This window comes from Phaeodactylibacter sp. (assembly GCF_022763345.1).
Lineage (GTDB): Bacteria > Bacteroidota > Bacteroidia > Chitinophagales > Saprospiraceae > Phaeodactylibacter.
Genome location: NZ_JALEGS010000102.1, coordinates 26,966 through 49,717 on the forward strand (window position 1 = coordinate 26,966; position 22,752 = coordinate 49,717).

Genomic DNA, 22,752 nt, shown 5'->3' on the forward strand with positions numbered 1-22,752 from the left:
TAACTTAGTTGTGCTCCCGGAGACACATTAACCCTAAACCATTCAGAACGGCATACTACCTGCCTGCTGAATTATAAAGTATCCTCTTCGCTCATGAGTATGACAATAGCCATTATTGCCCACGACGGCAAAAAAGCGGAAATGGTCGCCTTTATCAAAGACCATGCCCCACTGTTCCGACAAAAGAACATCGACCTTATTGCCACCGGCACCACTGGCTCTCACCTGGAACGCGCCGGGCTGGAAGTGAATCGCATGGAAAGCGGCCCCATGGGCGGTGATGCACAAATTGCCAGCCGCCTGGTGGAAGGCAACGTGGATATGGTCATCTTTTTCCGGGACCCCCTTGGCAAGCACCCGCATGAGGTGGATGTCAATATGCTGATGCGCCTTTGTGATGTCCACAATATTCCGCTGGCGACCAATCATGCAGCTGCGATGCGCTTTGTGAAAACCTTATAATTTAAACCTTTGCAGTGCCAGCCCGTTTTGACACAAAACCCTGGCATGCAAAGATTTATATTTGCGATACTATTATCCTCTTTACTTTTCGCCGCCTGCTCACCCGAAGAGCAAGCGCAAGCAGTGGACCCCGACGCTGCATTTCCGATGGTAGACCGGGACCTGGAAAATATACAGGAGTCCGGTGTACTTAGAGCTATTACGGTCTATAGCGAAACCAGCTATTTCCTCTACCGGGGGCAGCCGATGGGGTTCGAGTATGAGCTGCTCACCCGCCTGGCAGACCATTTGGGCGTACGCCTGGAAATTGTGCCCGCCCACGACCTGGACGAGCTCATCAATATGCTCAACCGGGGGGAAGGGGACCTCATTGCTCACGGGCTAACCATCACCAAACCCAGAAAGCAGTACATTGACTTTACCAAATACCTTTACCTCACCAAACAGGTGCTGGTACAACGCAAACCCGAGGACTGGCGCAACTGGAAACTCCACGAAATAGAACGGACGCTGGTTTCTGACCCTATCGAACTGATTGAAGATACGGTTTCCGTTCGGCTGGCCTCTGCCTATCATGATCGTCTGAAAAACCTGGAGCAGGAAATTGGCGGTGATATCTACATCGATACCGTATCCGGGGATTTATCTACTGGCAGGATCATCAAAAAAGTCGTGGAAGGCGAGTTGGATTACACCGTTGCCGATGACAATATTGCGGAGATCAACAGTGCCTACTACCCTATTCTGGATGTTTCCACGCCGATCAGCTTTTCGCAACGTGCCGCCTGGGCAGTGCGCAAAAATGCCCCAAATTTGCGCCAAGCCCTCAACACCTGGATTGAAGAAATGCGGCAGAAGACCGATTACTATGTGATCTACAATAAGTACTTTGAGAATGAGCGTGCATTCCGGGCCCGCATCGAAAGCGATTTTTTTAGCGCAGCGGGCGGGAAAATCAGCCGGTACGACAGCGTTGTTAAGCAGTTTTCAGACTCCCTGAACTGGGACTGGCGCTTTCTAAGCGCTCTGATTTATCAGGAATCCCAGTTTAATCCATCAGCTACGTCCTGGGCCAAAGCCAAAGGATTGATGCAACTGATGCCGGCCACCGCGCGGGAGCTGGGCGTCTCAGACAGAACGAACCCTGAAGATAACCTTGAGGCGGGTACAGCCTACCTTCAGCAACTCTACAACCGTTGGGAAAGCATCCCAGACAGCATACAGCGGGTGAAGTTCACCCTGGCCTCCTACAATTGCGGCTATCAGCATGTCGTGGACGCTCAGGATTTGGCGGAGAAGTACGGCAAAGACCCAGGCGTCTGGGATGAACAGGTCGAGGTTTTTGTAAAACGCCTGTCCTATCCCAGGTACTACAATGACCCGGTAGTAGACTACGGCTACGTCCGCGGCATTGAGCCGGTCACCTATGTCGACCAGATTTTCGAGCGGTTTGAGCATTATCAGCAGCTGATCCCGGAAGAGTCCTAACGCAACAAAGTCACATCACCGTTGAGCTCTACCACTTCACCATTGGGCGTTTCCACGAAACACTGGTAGAAGTAGACTTCAATCGGTGCGTCCTGCCCGTTGAAGCGACCGTCCCAGCCCGTTTCCGGGTCGTCCGTTTCGAAAACAATACCGCCCCAGCGATTGAATACCCGGAGTTCAAAGCTGGCGGCCGGGCAATTGCGGAGCAGCTCAAAAGTATCGTTAGTGCCGTCTCCATTGGGTGAGAAGGCATTGGGCAAGGCGTAGGCACAACCGCCATCCGGCTCACAGAAACGTACTTCAAAGCTAAAATTATCGCTGTAGGTACAACCTGCCTCATCCACAGCCAGCAGCACCACGCTGTAGATCCCATTCTCTTCGAAAGTAGCCGATGGCATGGGCTCATCAGCGCTTCCAGCTACATCCAGACTCCAGTCGTAAATGACGATACTGTCCGGTCCGGAAGCAGAAAAGGTTGCATCATCTCCGAGGCAGACTACGCTGTCCCCTTCAATGACGAGTTCCGGACTATCCAGGCAGGGGTCAACCCCTTCGCATATTTCGATTTCAAAAGAGAGGCTCCCGGTCCGGGTACAGCCATTGGCGTCCACGGCAGTTAGTGCAGCCGTAAACAGCCCGGTTTCCTGAAATACGTTTTCCGGACTAGCTGCTGTACTGGAGGTCAGGTTCGAAAAAGCCCAGTCGTAGGTGACCAAATTGGCGCCACTGGCACTAAACATCAGGGTGGAATCCAGGCATAGCGGACCGGTCACATTCAATTGCAATTCCGGGAGCCCCTCGCAGGGGTCATCTCCACAATCCACCAGGTCATCCTCAATGGCGGCGGAGTAGATGCAGCCATTCACATCTGTTGCTTCCAGAAAAACGGTGCCTACGCCTGCTTCATCAAAAGTCACGGTGAAGGAAGGCTGGTCACCCGTCGCACCGTTGTTCGCACTCCAGGAGTAAGTGACCAAATCAGCAGAAGTCTGAGCCGTAAAGGTCAGGGGTTGCTGCAAACAATACTGGTCTGGTGGAATAATGGCAATAGAAGGCTGCCCAATGCAGGGGTTATCACTGCAATCCTGAATCTGCACCTCATTTTGCCCGATGTAAGAGCAGCCCTGCAGGCTGATAGCCTGGAAGGTTACGGTGTAGCTGCCGGGAGCCGGAAAGGCATACTCCAGCGCACTCAGGTTTTCAAAGGTCTGCCCGTCTACCGTCCAGGTGATCTCCAGGGGTGGGTCATTGATTAAGAATTCTGTGAGTGGAAAGACCAGGACGGAATCCACACAGGCAAAGCCTTCAAATTCCAAATCCACCAGCTCGGGCCCGCAGCCTCCGCAATCGAGCACCTCGAGTGTAGCGGTAGCCGTATATTCGCAATTGAGCTCGTCCCGCACGGTGACTGTGATGGTGTAAGTTCCGGATGCATTGAAGTTCACTTGCGGATTCAGCCCGGTAGTCTGCCCAATCCCCCCTAATTCCCAGGTGGCGCTTACCGCCTGTCCTTCAAAATCAATGCCCAATTGGGCCGGGCTGTTGGCACAAATTTCAGCAGGGGCCTGTATACTTAGGCTCAGATCATCCGGACAGGGGTCCTGTTCACAAAGCTGAATGGCCACCTCCAGCGTATCCGTGAAGGTGCCAGTGCTGGTTGTCAACGTGAGCACAACGGTAGAGGTGCCAATATCTCCGTAACTCATAGCAGGGTTATCCGCTACTGAGGCCTGCCCGTCTCCAAAATCCCAGTTGACCTCAGTGACATTCAGGCTGGTTTGATAACTCCACTGTAAGGTAGAGTCTACACAGAATACCCCTTCCACCTGGATATCAAGGCAAGCGTATTCCTCTTCCTCCACCTCGGTGTACCCGGCAAAGTAGGTATAGGCATCGGCAAAGCCAATACCATATACATAAGCCTGAAAAAGCTCAGGGCTGTTAAGTACGTGTTCGCCCGGACTTAAGCTTATTTGGCGATATACCTTGTTGGGGTCACCTAAATAACCCAGCCAGGCACCCGGAGGAAGAGGGCCTCCATCCAGCAGAATGTCATCCACTTCGTCTGCGTTCGCCACAATATTTACACTATGCTGGCTGAAGGGTACGTCACCGATTAAGTCATTAAACCGATCCAGGCTCTTAAAGCGGACTTCACGGGTTTTATACTCAGCAGGCCAAAGCCAAAGCATATTGGGGTCGCCCAGCCCTTGAGGCGTACAACCTCCATTTGTATTAAACTGCGCTACCGCTACCGGCCGGCTGGCAGAAATCACCCGTCCGGAATTGTAAGAATCATCATAAACCGTGTAGTACTCACCCTGATCAAGCATAGCTACCTGATTGCAGTCCACGAAAACCTCCGTGTTGTTTTCGGATGCAAGCACACGGATCACCTGATAGCCCTGGTTTTGGAGGGGAGTATGATAGTACAGCGTCCCCCATTTGTCTACCGGTACAGCCTGATCATACACGTGGCTGTCAGCCGGTTGCCCACAATCAATGATGTCTGCCTGTTTGGCACCGGAAAAGACCGCTATTGGCTGACCAGAGACACTTTGCACTCTGCTACCAGTCAGGTCTCCCACCGCCTGCACCTGATAGATCTGCCCGGCATTGAGCGTAATCGTGAAAGGCACACCGGGTGGGCGGAGCCCCAGGGTTAGGACAGCGGGCGTAATTTCGATCTCTGTTCCATCTTCAGTGCTGAGCACCACAAATGAAGAAGGGTCATTGCCTATATCGTCGGCATAACAAATAGGGAAATATTCGGTGCCCAGCTCCGGTTCGGGCAGCAGGTGCGTGGCTTCTGAAAAGTAGGCCCGGTAGTGTATGCCCGTAGCCCGTACTGGCACATCTGAGACAATACGAATACCGGTATTGCCTGTGATATCCGAGCCCTGAATGTAGTAGAGGGCAGGCGGCAGTTCCACTTCTTCGGTTCCTCCCGCGCTAACTGAAAAGGAGATGGAAAAGCCTGTTGCCGGAATTTGTATTTCACCGGTAGCGTCCTGATCTGCATGCAAAACGACGGCGAAGACAGGGTCATCGTTGAAGATCAGGTCAAGGTTCTCCATGTAAGCCAGCCAGAACGCGGTGCCGGTACTGGTCTGGGCTGTAAGGGAATAAGCACTCAGTGCAAGAACTGAGCATAGTACGAGCAGTCGTTTCATAAGTCGGGTCAATCTTGGTGGCAATAATCCAACGGCAAATAGCTGGTTTAGGTGCAAAAATCCTAAAATCACGCGCAAAAAAGCAGGATATGGCAAGATTACGGCAATTCGTGCAAAAGCCTTATTTTGATTCCAAAATTGCCCCTATGCCTCAGCCCGCACCGGAACGGATCACCATCCGCCACCTGATCAACGACTTGCTCCTTATTGCCAACCTGGAGAAAGGCTTTGGCTACACCGTCAAACAGCTGCTGTTGCGCCCGCGTAAGGCCGTACACGAATACCTTGAGGTCAACCGCAGGCGTATGATGAAGCCCTTTCCAATGCTGGTGCTGTTGGTGACGATAGCGACTTTCCTCTCGCTGCGCGTGCTGCCACTTGGGGAACCGCTCTGGCAGCATTTCAAAGAAGGTGGAGCAGCTGACCTTCTCCAACCCATAGTACAGGAATCTATTCGCCTGCTAACCATAGCCATGCAGAAGTACTTCAACATCCTCTTTGTCTTGTCGCTGCCCGGTCAGGCGATAGGCTCTTACCTTCTTTTTCGCAAGATCGGCTACAACTTTGCCGAGCATTTGGTAATCAATACCTACCTCTTCAATATCCAAACGCTACTTTATATTTTAATCGTCCCGTTCATCACTTGGAATGAAAACATTGCCGGTCCTATGCTCATTATCGGAATGTTCGGCTACTGGTTCTTTGCGTTAAAGCAGATTTTCCAGCCGGGTTGGTGGGCGTTGGTTTGGAAATCCACGGCAATTGCACTGGTGGGGCAGGCTGTGACCAACTTTTTAATACTCATCGCGTTTTTTGGGTATTGGGTTTACCAATCTATTATCTCATAAAAATCCAGGTATGAAATCAGCACTCGTTTTTTGCGGTGCAAACACAGGCAACCACCCGCTTTACGCAGAGACCGCCCGGGAGGTGGGGCAACAGCTGGCGCAGCGTGATATCCGCCTGATTTACGGTGCGGGCAAAGTTGGCCTTATGGGCGAAGTTGCAGAAGGTGCTTTGCAGGCCGGCGGCGAGGTCATAGGCGTTATCCCCTTCTTTTTGCGCAAAGCAGAAGTCTGCCATGAGGGGCTCAGCCATTTGTACGTTGTTGACAGCATGCACGAGCGCAAGATCAAAATGGCACAATTGTCTGATGCTGTTATCGTCTTGCCGGGCGGCTACGGCACCATGGATGAGGTATTTGAAATGCTCACCCTCGCGCAGGTCGGGCAGGGGCAGCACCCGGTTTGTTTCCTCAATGTCAACGGCTACTTTGATTTACTAATTCAGCAGTTAGACCATATGGAAGCAGAAGGCTTTTTAAAACCGGTGCACCGTCAACTAACAATGACCGCATCGAGCCTGCCTGAATTATTCGAAAAACTGGAACAATACGAAGCTCCACCAAAAGAAGGCAAATGGATAAAGCTGTAGTTTCTACAAATGCCTGACGCTCAAAATTGAATAAGGCCGGGAAATACTGTATTTTTGCGGCAAAATAGCAGCGAAGGTTTCTTCCCTGCGTGCATTTATTTTCACTATAAAAACCAATTCTTTAATGCAATCAGTAGATCAAAAGCTGAAATACAAAGTTAAGGATATCAACCTGGCGGACTGGGGCCGTAAGGAGATTGAACTGGCGGAAGCAGAAATGCCGGGCCTGATCGCCCTGCGCGAAAAGTACGGCGAATCCAAGCCACTCAAAGGCGCTCGTATTGCGGGCTGTCTTCACATGACGATTCAGACGGCCGTGCTGATCGAAACATTGGTCGAGCTGGGCGCGGATGTAACCTGGTCTTCCTGCAACATTTTCTCCACTCAAGACCACGCTGCTGCTGCTATTGCTGCTGCCGGCATTCCGGTATACGCCTGGAAAGGCCAAACGGATGAAGAATTCTGGTGGTGCATTGAGCAGACGCTGTTTGCATTTGAAGACGGGCAGCCCCTGAATATGATCCTCGACGATGGTGGCGACCTGACCAACACCGTTCTGGACAAGCACCCTGAACTGATTGAAGGCGTTCAGGGCCTGAGCGAAGAAACCACTACCGGCGTACACCGCCTGTATGAGCGTATGCGCAAAGGTACCCTGCCTATGCCGGCAATCAACGTGAACGACTCCGTAACGAAGTCCAAGTTTGACAACAAATACGGCTGTAAAGAATCTGCAGTGGATGCGATCCGCCGTGCCACCGACGTGATGATGGCGGGCAAGGTAGCTGCGGTTGCCGGTTATGGTGATGTGGGCAAAGGCACTGCTGCTTCCCTGCGTGGCGCTGGCTGCCGGGTGATCGTTAGCGAAATCGACCCGATCTGTGCCCTGCAGGCGGCTATGGACGGCTTCGAAGTGAAGCGCATGGAGAATGCCATTCCGCGTGCCGATATCATTGTGACGGCAACAGGCAACAAAGACATCATCAGCGAAAAGCACTTCAAGATGATGAAGGACAAGGCCATCGTTTGTAATATCGGCCACTTTGATAACGAGATTGATGTTGCCTACCTCAACCGTGAGCACGGCCACACCAAAACCGAGATCAAGCCACAAGTGGACAAGTACACTATCGACGGTAAGGATATCATCCTGCTGGCAGAAGGCCGCCTGGTCAACCTGGGCTGCGCTACCGGCCACCCTTCCTTCGTGATGTCCAACTCTTTCACTAATCAGGTACTGGCGCAAATCGAGCTGTGGACCAACGGTGATCAGTATGAGAACGAGGTGTACACCTTGCCTAAGCACCTCGACGAGGAGGTAGCCCGCCTGCACCTGGAAAAAATCGGTGCGGAGCTGGAAACCCTGCGCGAAGATCAGGCGGAGTACATTGGCGTAAAAGTGGAAGGCCCCTACAAGCCGGAATACTACCGCTATTAATGCAACCGGGCACTAAGCCCCTATGCTGACAACATAAAGCGCGCCGTTTCGGGGAATAAACCGGAGCGGCGCTTTATTTTTGCGCCGGACTAACCGCACTAACCTATGCAATCCGTTTTTCAGACTTATCTCCAACTGGGTTTTAGCCATATTTCTGACCTGGAAGGCTATGACCACATCCTGTTTATCGTAGCCCTTTGTGCCATTTACCAGCTCCGGGAATGGAAAAGTGTGGCCCTACTGGCTACGGCATTCACCATTGGGCATTCCATCACGCTGGCCCTTGCGGTGCTGGGGGTTATACCGGTCAATGCCGCCTGGATAGAGTTCCTGATTCCGGTAACCATCGCGCTAACGGCCATCTACAACGTTGTTGCCCACCGCAAAGCCGGCAGCAACCGGGTGTGGGACCGGACTATGAAAGTGAATTACGGATTTGCCGCCCTCTTTGGGCTCATCCACGGCATGGGGTTTTCCAATTTTTTGCGGTCCAGCCTGATGCCCGGGCAGGAAGATCAGCTCGTGACCCAGCTACTGGCTTTTAATATAGGCGTTGAGCTAGGCCAATTGGCAATTGTGGCGGTAGTACTAGCCCTCTCTGCGGTAGCCCTGCAACTCATGCGGGTCCGGCAACGGGAGTGGAACCTCTTCATTTCCGGGGGTGCCTTTGGTTTGGCGCTGGTCATGGCACTGGAGCGGGTGGGCGCGGTGCTTTAAGACTTATGCAAAGCCTCCACTACGCGCTCCGCCAACTGGTGTTTGGTGCTCTGGGAAAGCTGTACCCGCCTCAGGGGTGCATTCCACGCATCAGCGAGCGCTGCCCATACATGGTAGTTCCCGGCCGGGTCCTTCTCACAATAGACCCCCAATGGCATCTGACAGCCCCCGTCGAGCAGATTTAAAATCTTACGCTCAATATTGGTCAGCTCGGCGGTTTCCCTTTCGTGGATGTGTTTGAGCAGGCGGCGGGTGGGCTTGTCCTCCTCCCGTGTCTGCCAGGCGAGCACGCCCTGTGCAGGAGCCGGAATGAATTCCTTAGGGTTGAACTTCAGGATTTCCAGGTCTTCTGCTTCGATCTTCAGGCGGGTCATGCCGGCAGCAGCCAGCAGAATGGCGTCAAACTGCCCTTCCCGCAGCTTGTTGAGCCGGGTGGGAACGTTACCGCGTATGTCTTTGATCTCCACATCGGGCCGGAAATCCAAAATCTGCGCCTTGCGCCGGGCAGAGGAAGTACCGACCACTGCTTTCTCCGGCAGCCATAAGTCCTGAGCCTTATCCAGCTTTTCCTTACGGATGACCAGCCAGTCCGAAGGGTTTTCCCGGTAAGAAACGGCTGTGATGCAAAGGCCTTCCGGCGAATTGGTCGGCAGGTCTTTCATAGAGTGTACCGCCACGTCGATCTCATTGCGCAACAGCGCGTCCTCAATCTCCTTGGTGAAGAAGCCTTTGCCCTCCATTTTATCAAAGCTCAGGTGCTGAATGCGGTCCCCCTGCGTCTTTATGATGATCAGCTCAGATTCAATGCCTGCTTCTGAAAGGCGGTCTTGTGTGTGGTGGGCCTGCCAAAGGGCCAGCTTACTGCCCCGGGTGCCTATTCTTATTTTATCGCTCAAGATTTGCTGTGTTTTCTGCTTTTTGAAAGCCCCAAAGGTAAGCATTTTCACCCTTCCTGTCCACCGACTGGCTTTTAACAAGCTCAACCCTTACCTATCAATTCCTTCTCTGTCACAAATACTCCAAATAGCTTCATTCTTCATTTGGATTTCCGAGTACTTTTATACTATAGAAAAGCCCAAATAAACTATGCACAAAACGCTCACACTCCTTGTCGCACTCGCATTTTCTGTTCCCATTTTGGGACAACAGAGCAATTATTATATTGATGCACAAGCCCCTGTTTACTATACACCGGGCTCATTTGATACACCTCCCAGCCCCGGCGATACCATCTTTATTGCAAGCGACCGTACCAAAGCGCTGATCTTTAAGGATATTGAAGGCAGCTTTGAGCACCCCATTGTTGTCATCAACAACGGCGGGCAGGTGCAAATCAACACGACTTACGGCAGCGCTATTGATTTCCGGGACTGCAAGCACATTAAGCTTAGCGGACGGGGTACTGCTACAGACCACTATGGTTTCAAGCTGATCGCCTCCAACTGCGGTGTTGCCTTTTCGGGACTGTCTTCCCATTGTGAGATCGAATTTGTGGAAATCGATCACGATGGCTTCTTTGGCATCATGGCAAAAAAGGACTTTGGCGGCAATCCTCCCTACCCAATCCCCGTTTTTGAGCACCTGGTGATCCATGACAACCTTATAAAAAATGTCACAGAAGGGATGTATATCGGCGAGACCAAATCGCCTGGCATGGAGTTTAAGCACCTTCGGATCTTCAATAATATCACACAGAACACTGGCCGGGAAGGTATTCAGATCGCTAATGCCGTAGAGGATGTGGCGGTTTACAACAACTTCATCTGGAATGCTGGTGTAGACCACAAAAAATACCACGGCAAAAGCCTGCAAATCGGAGATAACAGTGTAGGGCGCTTTTACAATAACGTAATGATTGGAGCCTATGAGCACAGCTTCATTGCCCTGGGCTCCGGTGACATTGAGATCACCAACAACTACTGCGCGGACAGCGAAGGTGGCTATATTGACAACCGGACAATCTCCACTGAAGAAGCACCCATCCTCATTGAAGGCAATTACTTCTACAATATGCAGCTCGATTATGTGATCCGTAACCTTAACGAGATCAATCCTATTGAGCTCACAGATAACCAATGGTACGGCGGCGCCTCCACCGTGTTCTACAGGAACAATTCCGGAGCCTCTGCCAATTCCACGGAGACAGGCACGACTCAGGCGCCATTTACGGTCATTAGCAACCCGAACTTGTCTGTCCCCTACCCTCAGTTCCCGGCTCCGTATCAAAACATGGGCCCTCAGCCTGGTCTTTCCTTCACGATGAATTACCTGCCTAAGCTGGACCTCCCTGAAGAGTATATGGCAGACTGGAATAAAGCCGATACACTTGAGCTAAACGCTTACACCGCAGATGGCGATGGTATTCAGTACGACCTTTCCGGACTCCCTGCGTTCATACAGGTACAGGTTTTAGCCAATGGCAGCATCCGCCTGCTTTCCAACCCTACACCGGCCGACAAAGGCGTTTACCCCATCAAGGTGGTGCTTTCTGATAACTCACATGGCGATAAAACCCGCCTCGCGTTTGAGTATATCGTACGCAACCCCAACAACACCGCGCCCCGGATTGACTTCAGTGGCAATATTCAGTTGCTCACATTAACTCAGGACCGGATTGACGTGCCTATTACCGATGCGGAGGGCGATGAGATTATCGTTTCGGTCCTCAACATTCCGGCATTTATGGTCCTTGACAAGCATAACGGCCAGCATTATCTGGCAACCGATGTGCGCTACCGGCACGCAGGGAGTATCCACACGATCAAAATCATAGCGGATGACCAATTTGGCGGCGTAGATTCTGTGGAAGTGGATATCCACGTTTTCCACAAGCAAATTGCGACCGGCACTCCGGTTATTCGGGTGAACTGTGGTGGTCCTGAACTTATAGACTTCGATTTAACCTGGGAAGACGGGTATCATCAAATCACGCCATTTGAGATTACCACCACCCACCGTACGGGCAGCCACGGCTGGTCTGGCACCAATACCACCGGTGCACCGGATAACCTGTTTGGCCCGTTTGCCACACAAGGCTTCTCAGGCGATCAAATGTACTGGTCTATGCCGGTGGACGAGGGCACCTACGAGGTAAATCTATTCTTCGCAGAACGCTCGCACGACATTAATGATGAAGGCCCCATTGTCTTCGATATGCTATTGAACGGCAACCTGGCACTCGATAATTTCAGTATTTACGCTGAAGCTGGGCTCGCTGCCTTAAAGAAAACCTTCACTGTTTCTATCTTACAAGGTGAAACGATTGACCTTGAGTTCATCGGTATTCAAAACAAGCCTAAGATCAACGGGATAGAGATCGTTTATCTTTCCGGCGGCAATCAGGCTCCGGTTCTCCCACCACTTAGCAATCTCGATATCTGCACAGGGCTTGGGCAACAGCTGAGCATTCAGGCAACTGACCCGGACGCTGAGTCCATCAAATACCTGGTTTCCGGACTGCCTTCCTACGCAACGGCTACCTATCATGCGGATTCAGTGGTGATCGATTTTGCGCCGGCACCTGAGCATGCCGGAGAGGCGCACCTGATTACCCTATTTGCAATTGATGCCCGCAACACCGCAGCAGAAGGCGAACTTTTTGCCATCATCATCGACTGCAATGGCAATGCGCTGATCGAAGCCGGCCGGGACGAAGCCGTTGCTCAGCAGGACCTTGCGCGCACGGCTTCTACGCCCCGCAGCAACTTTGCGGTCCCTGCTTCTGCCACTGCAGGCGTTCAGGCTTATCCTAACCCGGCAGCAGGATGGCTCGCCGTTAACGTGGACAGCCCGGCGGAAGGAAACTACGCCATCGAGCTGATCGATGTGCAGGGCCGGGTACACAGCATTGCCCACACCAAAACAGAAGGTGGCCAGCATAAAATCACGATTACGCTCGACCGGGGCAACCTGCCAGCAGGCTTCTACTCCCTGCGTGCCGTATCTGACGAAGGCTGGGCATCTGCACCACAGGCTTTGATTTTGCAGTAGTAGTAAAAGAAAGATAAAGATTCCCCTTAAATACAAGAGCGATATGGAAAGCCTCCATATCGCTCATTCTTTTGGTAGGCCTTACCTGAAGCTACCCCTGTGTTTCCGGAAAATCGAAATCTACACCACCCTGCGGGTCATTGGTTTTGGAGTGGCGTCCACTTTCTTAGGAGGAGCATAGCTGCGCCCCAGGAAGAGCATGCGGGTCCAGCCCCAGCGGTCCAGAATTTTTTCAGCCAGGATCGGCGCAAACATACCTACTGCCAGAGAAAACAAAAAGATAGGGATGTCCTGAGAGATGCCCATACTCTTCAACACAATACGCCCGGCAGCCGTGCCAAAGGAGTGGAATAAGTAGATGGAGTAGGCAAAGCTGCCAAAGTAGATCAGCCAATCTATCTTCCACTTGAGGCGGAAAAACAGTATCGTGCCCGTCACACCGATCAGCAGTCCCATACCGCTTTTCTTATCCAGGTTGTACTGAATGATGTCAAACCATCCCAATTGCTGAATGGCCAGCCCAGCGAAAAAGACTACGGCCAACGCGCGGTTGAGCCATACATTGCCAAAGAACCCCTTAAAACGCTGTATGCCGACCCCAATCATGAAGAAAGGGAACAGGTATATCCCGCCTTTATAGCTCAGGTAATTGGGGGACGCTTCCGGGATCACTATATCCCTTACCAATAGCAAAGCAAAGGCTACTGCTGTCCAGATTGCCCAATGCCCAAACTTGTCCAACCGCTTAAACGCATCCAGCAGGCCTACCGCCAGAAATACCCAGAAAAGCGAGGGCAAATACCAGTAGAGCGTGTAGGGGAACACGTATATTTTCCAGATTTCAGCGAGGTTCCCGGTTTTATTGGTGCCCGGTACGATGTACTGTAACAGAAAGTAAGCCGTGCCCACAAAAACCATGGGGTACAAAATCCGCCTTACTTTTTTTGTGGTAAAGGCTTTGTACTTTTCCAAGGAGACCGGGCGCAGTGCGTATACCCAGCCGGAAATCACCGTGAACAAGGGCATCCTCAGGTACTCGAACGTAAAGTAAAGGTGCCTCCAGCCTGAATCATCGGCTACTTTCATGCCCCCATCGGAGCCGGAACCGATCACATGCCCCATTACCACCAGAATGATTGCGAAACCGCGAAGGGTTTCTACGGAGTAGTCTTTTTTTGTGCTCACTTTGTTTAATGTTTTATGCCTCCTGGATTTAAGGATATGCGGTTAGCATTTCTCAGGCCTTGGGCAAGGTAAATGCAAAAGTGGTGCCTTCACCGACGGTGCTTTCAACACTTATTTTTCCATTGTTTTTCTGAACAAAGTCCTGAACCAGCAGCAAGCCTAAGCCGCTGCCTCCTTCCTTGTTCGTGCCTTCCGTAGTGGTCTGCACATTGGGGTTGAAGATCTTGTCCAGGTTTTCCGGTGGTATACCCACGCCGGTGTCTGCCACTTTTATGACCACCTCATCACCGTCTTCCGCTGCGGTGACGGTGATCGCGCCACCGGTGGGCGTGAATTTTGTAGCGTTGGAAATCAGGTTGCGGACAATGGCGTTGAGCATGTGCAGATCAGCCATGACCCGCACATCTTCCGGGATGTTGAGGTCAAGCTGAATTTTTTTGTTATCCAGGTTGAGCTTCACCAGGCGGGCAATGCTTTCGATAGCGTCCCGCAACTCTATTTCCTCGGGAGTGACGATCAGGGCATCGCTCTGCGACTTGGCCCAGCCCAGCAGGTTTTCGAGCAGGTTGAGCCCCTCATCCGTTGACTGCAGCAGCTTGATGACGGTGTCTTTAAAATCCTCTTTCCGGGGATCGATCAGCCCCCGGTTGATAAAGTCGAGGCTCAGCTTAAGGGAACCAAGAGGCGAGCGTAAATCGTGTCCGATGATGGAAAACATGCGTGACTTCAGGCGATTAGCTGCAGCCAGGTCGGTAGCCTGCCGTTCTACCTTACGGCGGCTCGTCAGGAGATCAATATGGTTTTTGATACGGACCAGCAGTACCTTTTTATTGAAAGGCTTGGTCACATAATCCACTCCTCCCAGTTCGAAACCTTTGACAATATCCTCCGTCTGATCTAACGCTGTGATGAAAATAATGGGCAGGTTTTCATTAGCCGGGTCCTTTTTGATGCGCCGGCAGACTTCAAAACCGTCAATATCCGGCATCATGACATCGAGCAGCAGCAGGTCGGGCTGTTCGGCTTCCAGAGCCGCGATGCCGTCCTCCCCGTTAGAAGCGACAACGGTTTCATACCCGGCTTCATCGAGTATGAATTTCAGCAATTTTGTATTGAGGGGGCTATCGTCAACGATAAGTATCTTGGGCGCAAGATCAGTTTGCGCTTCGGTTGCCTTCATGGGGTGTATAGTTAAGCAAGTTTTTGTGCATAAGGACCTTCTTTAAGCAGGTGGCTTAAATTTGTTACAAATTACATAAATTCGTATGATCTTCAAAGTCTGGCTTAAATTTGCCAGCTCAACACTAAGCAACCTGCTCTTTTTATGAGATTCCTAATCGTAGAAGACGAATACCCCGCCGCCAAACGGCTCAGCCAGCTGATCCTGAAGATGAGGCCGGACACTGAAATATGCGGCACTTTGGACAGCGTGGAAAGTACCCTGCAATGGCTGAAGGATAACCCTGCTCCGGATCTGGCTTTTTTCGACATACAGCTGGGGGATGGGTTGAGCTTTGATATTTTCCAGCATTCGCCCTATATGGGGCCGGTGGTTTTCACCACTGCCTATGACCAGTATACCCTGAAGGCTTTCAAACAGGACAGCGTAGACTACCTGCTCAAGCCGATTGAAGAGGAAGAGCTGGCCGCCGCCCTGCAAAAATTTGACCGCCGGCAGCAGTCGCCCAATATGCTGTCCCCGGACGTCCTGCAATCCCTGGTTAACAGCCTGTCCCAACCCCAGTATCAGTCCCGGTTTATCATCAAGATCGGGCAACAGCTGAGCTACATTGCCACCGATGAAATCCAGTACTTTTATTCTGAAGACGGCATCGTTTTTGCGCAACTGGGAGGCAAAAAAAGGCATGCGCTGGACTATACACTGGATGCACTGGAGCCCCTGCTGGACCCCGCCTCTTTTTTCCGTTTAAACCGCAAAGTCATTGCGCATATACAATCCGTACATAAAGTAGCGCCTTTTTTCAATGGGCGCCTGCTGGTCACCCTTCGGCCCGCTGCTGATTTTGAGGTGACGGTCAGCCGGGACCGGGCTTCGGACTTTAAACGGTGGCTGGGGGCCTAAAAAAAACAGCCAGGCGATATACTGACGATTAAGTGGTTTGCGACAGCAAACCTACTTAATGCCTGCCTGCGTATTGGTACTTCGGCAGACAGGTCAGCATTTACGCTGCGAAGTGGCCTGCGCCTGCCCTGACAAGCTATGCTTCGTCAGTGGCCGATGTCGCAAATCCAAGATCCCAGACGATGAATGTCTGGATCAATGACCCGACATTCATCGTCGGTGACCATTTCGTATTGCGTATATCACCGGGCTGTTCCAAACAAACTATGCGCTAATTTCTTAAGATTTCTTATTGATCTCTACCTCATCCCCTTGCCCCAGGCGGGAACCGGTAGACCGCTCGTACAAATTCTTATACCGTTCAAAGACACCATCCGGCATGCGCTTGCCATTGATGCGCAGTTTGCCCTTGCCGCTGAGCTGGAATTTGTATTCCTCTGTACTTTCTATAAATCCGTCACGGAGCATTTGCTGCTCGATGGTTTGCTTCATGCTGCCCCCTCCGGACCGGGGAAAACGATAGTCTGCTCCACGAAGCTCCGGTGTGGTAAATACCTTGACCTCAGGGTGAGTCCCCCCAAGCCCAAAGCCGTCCATCTCTATTTCGACATCATCGAAGTCATAGGTTGTAAGCCCTTTTTTACGCAGTTCCTCAAATGCTCTCTGAGTAGATTCATGGGCTTCCTCCAGGATGATCTCCATTTCTTCCGTTGACCGGAGGCCTTTCAGCATCTCCTTGTCGCCCGTCCAATTGAAGTCAAAGTCAATATCCTTGTCTTTGCTATTTAGGAAGAATACATTCCGGTCTCCGTCCTCGATAACCAGGCTGTCCCCTACTTCGATAACTTTCTCATCAATGCGGATGACCTGCCTGCCGTCTTTTTGTTCAACGATCACTTCCATTGGCGCGCCATTACGCTCATCCTGTATTTCAATAATTACACTGCCATCATCGCGCTTTTCCGTGCGGACTTTTTTATCCGTGCTGCGCTCCAGGCGCAACAGGCGTGGCGCTTCCGGGGCGGCAGGGGGGCTTGGAGGCGTGGGGGGTGTTGGCGGTGCAGGGGGCGCTGGCGCATTGGGTACTCCCGGTGGTGCAGGGGGTGCCGGTGGTGCAGGGGGGACCGGAGGAGGCGGCATATCTGCAAGCATTTCCTCCACCAAACCTTCGTATTTTGGGAATTCAGCTTCCGGGATTTCCTTTCCGTCGATACTTAGTTTTGTGATTTTGCCATCTTGCAATTCCGCATCGACCGTGCGCCCGTTGTCCTCGGTTTGGAGCTGAATGATCTGACGAGGGAGGGTATCGGGTGCGGCCCAACGGGAGGCCAGTGTTGTCAGTGGCAACGGTGGTAATTCATCTAAAGCTTCCATTGCTGTACGCTCAGCAACTTCGGAACTGTTGTGTGCGTAAGAGAAAGAGAAGAACAACAAGGCAGCCAGCAATAAGCCGGTAGCGGTCATTTTTTCCATGGTGTACATTTTTTGTGGTGGTTGATTGAGGATGCGCCGTACGCGATGCAGCAGAAAAGGGCGCCCTTTCGAAGCCATGGCCATCGCCATTCTCGGATGCCGCTGGGCGGCTTCTTCAATTTTGACGAGGGCTCTTGCGTAGCCCAGGGCGTCATCACTAAGGCCTACTGCAATATCGTCACAGCAGTTTTCCCTTTCCATGCGTACGTAGGCGGATATCCACCAAACAGCCGGGTTGAAATAATACAGTGCCTCAATTATCGATTGCATGATATTGAGTAAATAGTCTTGCCGGTAAATATGCGCCAGCTCGTGGGCCAGTACCGCCTCCACCTGCGCCGGCGTCAGGGCATTGACCGTGCCTACCGGAATCAGAATTACGGGTTTCAGCCAGCCGATCACTACCGGAGATTGCACCAGTGCAGATTCAAGCAACTGCACCCTGCGGCGCAACCGGAGACGGCGCGAAAGGGCCTGCAGCTTGCCCTGCCAGGGCTCCCCCATCGGCCGGACAGACCGGTGCCGAAGGTGCTGCACATAACCCAGCCCGGCCAGCATGCGCAGCAAAAAGAACGCTACGCCTAATAACCAGGCAGCCACGATCAGCGGTAAATGCTGCTCGAAATACGCCCGTGCCTGTGCCCGCCAGAAAGCAAGGCCTTGCAGTGGGGCTGCTTCGGTATTCATTGACGGGGCAACGCCTTCAGCCATTGGAGCCGGAGCCGCGGCCAGACCATTCCCAGCGCCATCCGGCACCTCAAAATACAGGTAAAAGGTAGCTGCGGATACGGCGACTAGCAACATCAGTGCTCCAATAGCCAGCCCGTACCGGAAACGCGCGGTCCGGCGCTGCGCCAAAATCATCCCACCGGCTAAGCCCAAAGCGATGAGCATGCCCTGCCAAAGGGAGTGGACGACGGTCCAGCCGAGGGCGTAAACCAGAGGATCTGCAAGAAAGTCAAGTGTGGTAGACATAGTCGGGTGATTACTTTTTCTGCTCAGTAGTTTGACGGAAATAAACGATGCAATTTTTTTTAAGCTTCTCTAATATTTTCACACAACCTCCTCCTGGTCAGTTGTTGTGAAAATATTAGCGAATCAAAATTGCATCATTTATTTTTTCTCCGTCCTTCAGATTCCATTTCCTCTATCAGGGCTTTGATTTCGTCCAGCTCCGCCTCGGAGGCATTGTGGTTGCCCAAAGCCTGCATGACCAGTTTCATAGCCGAGCCTTTGAAGGTACGGTCTACAAATTGGGTGAGCAGGTTGTGTTGTGTTTCCGCTTCCGTTACCGCCGGGCTGTAGATGTGCGTGCGCTGCGAAGTATCACGGTCAGCCAGCCCCTTTTCTGCCATAATCTGCATGAGCTTAAGGGTGGTGGTGTACCCTACTTCCCGATCCTCATTCAATTGGTCATTGACAAAGCGCACGGTGGAGGGGCCATGTTCCCACAGCACCTGCAGGATTTCCAGCTCGGATTCAGTGGGCCGTATTTTCTTGGATTTACTCATAGTCGACAATTAAGCAGCTTTTTACGAAATGCTTCGTAGGCAAAGTTATACGAAGGGATTCGTAATTGCAAGTTTTAATACGAAAAATTTCGTAAATGCACCAGGCTGCTTTTTGGATTCTTACTAAACCCGTTTGAATTCAATGGCTTGCCAACTTATTACCCTACCTTTCGTTTTATAAAGAGCGCTTGCCGGAAGGTGAGGTTGCGTCCATCCAAATACAAATTCATGCGAATATTCAGATACTTGCTGCCCGTCTTACTACTTTGGGGCTGTGCCGATTCCTCCTCCACTGACACGGAAGCAGCCGCCACGGAGCCAACCGATACGATTGCCCCGGCCATTGCCCGTCAGGCACCACGCCCGGAGTGCCCGGATCCGGGAAAAGTACTGCCCGGCAACACCTACAACAGCCCTGCTCAGGAGCTCTACCTCGCCATCGTGGCCGACAGCACCACCTATGATGAAAAATTAGGCGACAGCCACCGCAAGCTGATCGTTTTCAATAGCAGCAATTGTGAGCGCCTTTTGGAACAAACCCTGCCCGTAGACCGCTCTGCTGATTTTCATTATCAGATCGCAGACATCAATTACAACAGCGCTGTGCAGCAACTCGCCATTAGGGGCACCACCCATTTTTTCCTGTTTGACCTGGAAGCGCGGCAGCTTAGTGGCCCTTTTCAGCCTCAGTTTAAGAGCGAGCGCTATGGGGTGGATGCCCAATCCGGCAACATTCAGCACCTGGAGATGTGGGAGTCTTACCTCATCGGTTATGTGCAGGATTATGGGGCTTTTGTTTTTCGCCTGGACGATGGGGAATCCCCCGGTCCGGTTTTCCCGGCTGCAGAGTATCAGGATGAAATAGAAGCTTACCATCAGGCCTTTCTCCTGCCTTCTGACCGGGGTACGCAGGTCCTTATGCCTTCCTATGACCGGCGCGACCGTTTATTCCGCATCAATCCGGTCTTTGAGCGCCCCATAGCGTTACAGCTCGGGGAAAGCCTGACCGAACAGGAGAACCGGTTCTTACTTCTGCGGGAAGACAGCAGCAACGAACGCGCCATCGTCATCGACCTTAAAAACCGGGAGCAGGCAGAGCTGCCCTCCGACATTCAGTGGAAAAGCGATGAAGATGTGCTCGACTGGATGAAGGTGATGCAGTAGCTCCCTGTTTCGTCTTGGGTTAGCGAAATGCCTGCTGTAGCTATTTTGTGAGCCCTGGCTTATGTTGTACATTAAAGTTTGCACCAAAAATACTTCGCGTATGCGACTGCTGCTGATTCTTTGCTTTTTCACGAGTACCCTTTCCCTGCCAGCTCAGGGCAAGATGAATTTGCGAAAGATGGAAAAGGCATTCCGCAAAGCAGAGATCAGCTACGAAGGCGACCCCGGTGCATGGCTGCTGTACACGCAGGACCATGTTCTGCTCGTCCTCTCAGATCAGGACAACAACCGCATGCGCATCTTCACCCCCATACTCGAAGCTGCCGATGCCTCGCCAAAACAACTCGAGAAAATGCTGCGCGCCAACTTCCACTCCGCCCTAGATGCCAAATACAGCATTCACGATGGTTTTGTGGTGAGTGTCTTTACACACCCCCTGAAAGAGCTTAGCCGGGAGCAGTTGCTCGATGCGATTGATCAGGTGATCACTTTGTCTAAAACCTTTGGCACGACTTACTCGAGTACGGACCTCCAATTCGGGCATCCGGAAGAAGAAAAACCCATCCAGGAAAAATCCAAACCTAACAAACGGACTTAGAGATGCCATGCTAGCACCTCTTATTAACCGCGCATCGCCTGATCTACCAATTGATGGAAATGGTGCACGCAGCGTTCCATTTTCGGTGAAAACCGCCCGCGCTTGTACAGGCGGGACTGAATCCCCTTCTGAACACTTTCCACAACCGCTTCGTCTTCCAGTTCGGTTTGGTCGATATTGTTGGCGGCACGGCTGAAGGCAGTGCCGGGGAAGGCATACGATCGGAACCGCACCCGTGTTTCTTTGATGGACAAAGGCTCCACCACATTGAGCGACAAGCCCCAGGGATAGAAATTGAACATCAGGTTGGGGAATAGGAAAAAATAGTAAGCATAGACCCGCCGGCCGTAGTCGGGGTGGCCTTCCGGCAAATCGAAAGCAGGCTCCTCCGGCTTAGCGATCCCAATTTGCAGGTTACACCAGTAAAAAGTTTCGTAATCATAGGCCCCGAAGTCCAGTGCGGTATTCAAAGCCGGGTGCACAAAAGGCACATGGAAGCCCTCCAGGTAATTATCGCAGTAAAGCGCCCAGTGTGCCTTCACCAGGTGGTCCCGACTCCCCTCTTCCATGAACTGCAGCTCATCCAGCGGCAAAAAACCTATCCGCTCCTGAATTGGGGCCACCGCCTCCCGGAAGTCTGCGTAGGGCTCCAGGCTCGTAAACAGCAGCCCCAGCCACTCTTCCAGCGGCAACGCCGGCAGGTGGTCTGCATTCGATGGAAAACCGGCGGCCTCTTCAAACGCAGGCATACTTTTGAAGGTCCCGTCGAGGCGGAAGCAGCGCCCGTGGTAGCCACAGCTCAGCTGACGCACCGGCCCGGGCGCTTCCACAATGATTTTACCTCGGTGGGTGCATACATTGGACAGGCAGCGCCGCCGCCCTTCGGCATCATTTGCGATGAGCAGTGGTTCGTCCAGCACTCCGGGCAGTAGGGTGAAGGGGTGCGCATAGCCCGCCACAGACAGGTCCGCTGCGTCTTCCACATAGTGCCAGGCTTTCGCCCAAATGCGGTCTGACGCCGCCTCAAACAATGCCGGGTCCCGGTAAAACCTGCCCTCCAGCGTATGGGCTTTCCGGATATCAGAGTCAATCATGTTCTTTAGATTTATCGGACCAGCATGATGCCGCCCTTTAGCGTTACCGCTTCCCCCTCGCTGTCGAGTACCTCAATGTAGTAAGTATAAAGGCCCGTATTCAGCGGTTCTCCGGCAGCGGTGCCATCCCAGTACGCTGCCCTGTCCTCCGATCCAAAACCTGAGACTTCGTAGAGCAGCCCGCCCCAGCGGTCAAAAATCTGGTACTGCACTACAAAGAAAGGCAGTCCGGAGAAGAGTTCAAAGCGGTCATTGCGGCCATCGCCGTTGGGCGAAAATGCCGAGGGGGCATAGATGGGGCAATCGGTAGCCAATGCTACGCTATCCATGCGGGTACAGCCTTCGGCATCAGTCAGCAGCAGCGATATCGAGCCTGCGGCCAGGTTGTCAAATACAGGCTCGTTCTGCTCCTGCTCATTCACCGTGTAGAAATAGGGCGGCGTGCCCCCGCTTCCGGCGAGGGTAAGCCGGGCATTAGGAGCTGCACACAGGGCTGGTTGGATATCCTGCACCCTCAGCCGCAAGGGCTCCGCGCCGGGCACTTCCACCGGTAGTATTTCTGAAATACACCCCGCCGAGTCCGCCACCGTCAGTTGATAGCGGCCAGCCGATAACCCGGTAAAAAGACCGCTGCCCTGGGGCAAACCGCTGTTGAGCTGAAATTGCAGCCCGCCGTTCCCACCGCTGCCCCTTACCTGTAGGGCACTCTCGCCTGGCCCACAGCCACGCACGAAATCCAGGGCGATTGACAAAGCCGGTACTTCGGCTATCGTGATCTCCTGTTCCGCTGTGCAACCTTCGCCATCCCGGGCTTCTACGGTGAATATTCCGGGGCTTAGCCCTTCAAAAACAGGGGCAGGCTGCCAGGGTCCCTGATCGACGCGAAACGCCAACCCTGTTCCGCTCCCTCCGCTGGCAGACACCGTAAGTGTACTGCTCCCC

18 protein-coding genes are annotated in these 22,752 nt (G+C 52.5%); 10 read left to right on the top strand and 8 right to left on the bottom strand.

The features are described 5' to 3' along the window. Nucleotides 1-99: 99 nt before the first annotated feature. Together MRY86_RS24850 and MRY86_RS24855 are read left to right on the top strand one after the other, a co-directional pair. The gene (locus MRY86_RS24850; RefSeq protein ID WP_363325357.1) at nt 100-462 is read left to right on the top strand and encodes a methylglyoxal synthase; all 363 of its coding nucleotides are present in this window, start codon (nt 100-102) and stop codon (nt 460-462) included. Between the two features lie 45 nt (nt 463-507). Next, nucleotides 508-1,950 (top strand): transporter substrate-binding domain-containing protein, encoded by a 1,443-nt coding sequence (locus MRY86_RS24855; RefSeq protein WP_293563045.1) that lies wholly within the window; start codon nt 508-510, stop codon nt 1,948-1,950. Here MRY86_RS24855 and MRY86_RS24860 read toward each other — a convergent pair. Beyond that, a complete protein-coding gene (locus tag MRY86_RS24860; protein WP_293563044.1) occupies nt 1,947-5,123 on the bottom strand; it encodes a PKD domain-containing protein in 3,177 nt (1,058 codons plus the stop codon). The two genes, MRY86_RS24855 and MRY86_RS24860, sit on opposite strands and share 4 nt — an antisense overlap. An 89-nt stretch (nt 5,124-5,212) precedes the next feature. On the opposite strand from MRY86_RS24860, the gene MRY86_RS24865 reads away from it, so the two are divergent. From MRY86_RS24865 to MRY86_RS24880, 4 genes are all read left to right on the top strand, one after another. Beyond that, complete coding sequence (locus tag MRY86_RS24865) at nt 5,213-5,971, top strand: DUF3667 domain-containing protein (protein WP_293563043.1); 759 nt, start codon at nt 5,213-5,215, stop codon at nt 5,969-5,971. A 10-nt stretch (nt 5,972-5,981) separates the two neighbouring features. Next, on the top strand, nt 5,982-6,557 hold the full coding sequence (locus MRY86_RS24870) for a TIGR00730 family Rossman fold protein (RefSeq protein ID WP_293572006.1): 576 nt from the start codon (nt 5,982-5,984) through the stop codon (nt 6,555-6,557). 124 nt (nt 6,558-6,681) lie between these two features. Beyond that, on the top strand, nt 6,682-7,995 hold the full coding sequence (gene ahcY / locus MRY86_RS24875) for an adenosylhomocysteinase (RefSeq protein ID WP_293562974.1): 1,314 nt from the start codon (nt 6,682-6,684) through the stop codon (nt 7,993-7,995). A 105-nt stretch (nt 7,996-8,100) separates the two neighbouring features. Continuing rightward, complete coding sequence (locus MRY86_RS24880; RefSeq protein ID WP_293562973.1) at nt 8,101-8,712, top strand: HupE/UreJ family protein; 612 nt, start codon at nt 8,101-8,103, stop codon at nt 8,710-8,712. Here MRY86_RS24880 and hemC read toward each other — a convergent pair. After that, nucleotides 8,709-9,608 carry a hydroxymethylbilane synthase gene (gene hemC, locus MRY86_RS24885; protein WP_293562972.1) on the bottom strand — a complete coding sequence of 300 codons (900 nt, stop codon included), beginning with the start codon at nt 9,606-9,608 and terminating at the stop codon, nt 8,709-8,711. The genes MRY86_RS24880 and hemC overlap by 4 nt on opposite strands. A 190-nt stretch (nt 9,609-9,798) precedes the next feature. Between hemC and MRY86_RS24890 the strand changes: the two genes are divergently transcribed. Beyond that, nucleotides 9,799-12,702, top strand: coding sequence for a malectin domain-containing carbohydrate-binding protein (locus tag MRY86_RS24890; protein ID WP_293562971.1), 2,904 nt, complete (start codon nt 9,799-9,801; stop codon nt 12,700-12,702). Nucleotides 12,703-12,822: 120 nt separating this feature from the next. Here the strand turns inward: MRY86_RS24890 and MRY86_RS24895 are convergent, their stop codons facing one another. Together MRY86_RS24895 and MRY86_RS24900 are read right to left on the bottom strand one after the other, a co-directional pair. After that, nucleotides 12,823-13,887, bottom strand: coding sequence for an acyltransferase (locus tag MRY86_RS24895; protein WP_293562970.1), 1,065 nt, complete (start codon nt 13,885-13,887; stop codon nt 12,823-12,825). Nucleotides 13,888-13,939: 52 nt separating this feature from the next. Beyond that, nucleotides 13,940-15,067 carry a hybrid sensor histidine kinase/response regulator gene (locus MRY86_RS24900; protein WP_293562969.1) on the bottom strand — a complete coding sequence of 376 codons (1,128 nt, stop codon included), beginning with the start codon at nt 15,065-15,067 and terminating at the stop codon, nt 13,940-13,942. 144 nt (nt 15,068-15,211) lie between these two features. Here MRY86_RS24900 and MRY86_RS24905 point away from each other — a divergent pair, with 144 nt between their 5' ends. Then, nucleotides 15,212-15,970: a LytTR family DNA-binding domain-containing protein gene (locus MRY86_RS24905; RefSeq protein WP_293562968.1), complete on the top strand. Its 759-nt coding sequence runs from the start codon at nt 15,212-15,214 to the stop codon at nt 15,968-15,970. 279 nt (nt 15,971-16,249) lie between these two features. On the opposite strand, the gene MRY86_RS24910 is transcribed toward MRY86_RS24905, so the two are convergent. Further along, complete coding sequence (locus tag MRY86_RS24910; RefSeq protein ID WP_293562967.1) at nt 16,250-18,418, bottom strand: M56 family metallopeptidase; 2,169 nt, start codon at nt 18,416-18,418, stop codon at nt 16,250-16,252. Nucleotides 18,419-18,552: 134 nt separating this feature from the next. Next, entirely contained in the window at nt 18,553-18,954 is a 402-nt protein-coding gene (locus MRY86_RS24915; protein ID WP_293562966.1) for a BlaI/MecI/CopY family transcriptional regulator, read from the bottom strand. Between the two features lie 228 nt (nt 18,955-19,182). On the opposite strand from MRY86_RS24915, the gene MRY86_RS24920 reads away from it, so the two are divergent. After that, nucleotides 19,183-20,118 (top strand): hypothetical protein, encoded by a 936-nt coding sequence (locus tag MRY86_RS24920; RefSeq protein ID WP_293562965.1) that lies wholly within the window; start codon nt 19,183-19,185, stop codon nt 20,116-20,118. A gap of 100 nt (nt 20,119-20,218) precedes the next feature. Next, a complete protein-coding gene (locus MRY86_RS24925) occupies nt 20,219-20,716 on the top strand; it encodes a CesT family type III secretion system chaperone (RefSeq protein ID WP_293562964.1) in 498 nt (165 codons plus the stop codon). A gap of 23 nt (nt 20,717-20,739) precedes the next feature. Here the strand turns inward: MRY86_RS24925 and MRY86_RS24930 are convergent, their stop codons facing one another. After that, on the bottom strand, nt 20,740-21,810 hold the full coding sequence (locus MRY86_RS24930; protein ID WP_293562963.1) for an aromatic ring-hydroxylating dioxygenase subunit alpha: 1,071 nt from the start codon (nt 21,808-21,810) through the stop codon (nt 20,740-20,742). Nucleotides 21,811-21,821: 11 nt separating this feature from the next. After that, nucleotides 21,822-22,733 carry a gliding motility-associated C-terminal domain-containing protein gene (locus MRY86_RS24935; protein WP_293562962.1) on the bottom strand — a complete coding sequence of 304 codons (912 nt, stop codon included), beginning with the start codon at nt 22,731-22,733 and terminating at the stop codon, nt 21,822-21,824. Between the last annotated feature and the right edge of the window lie 19 nt (nt 22,734-22,752).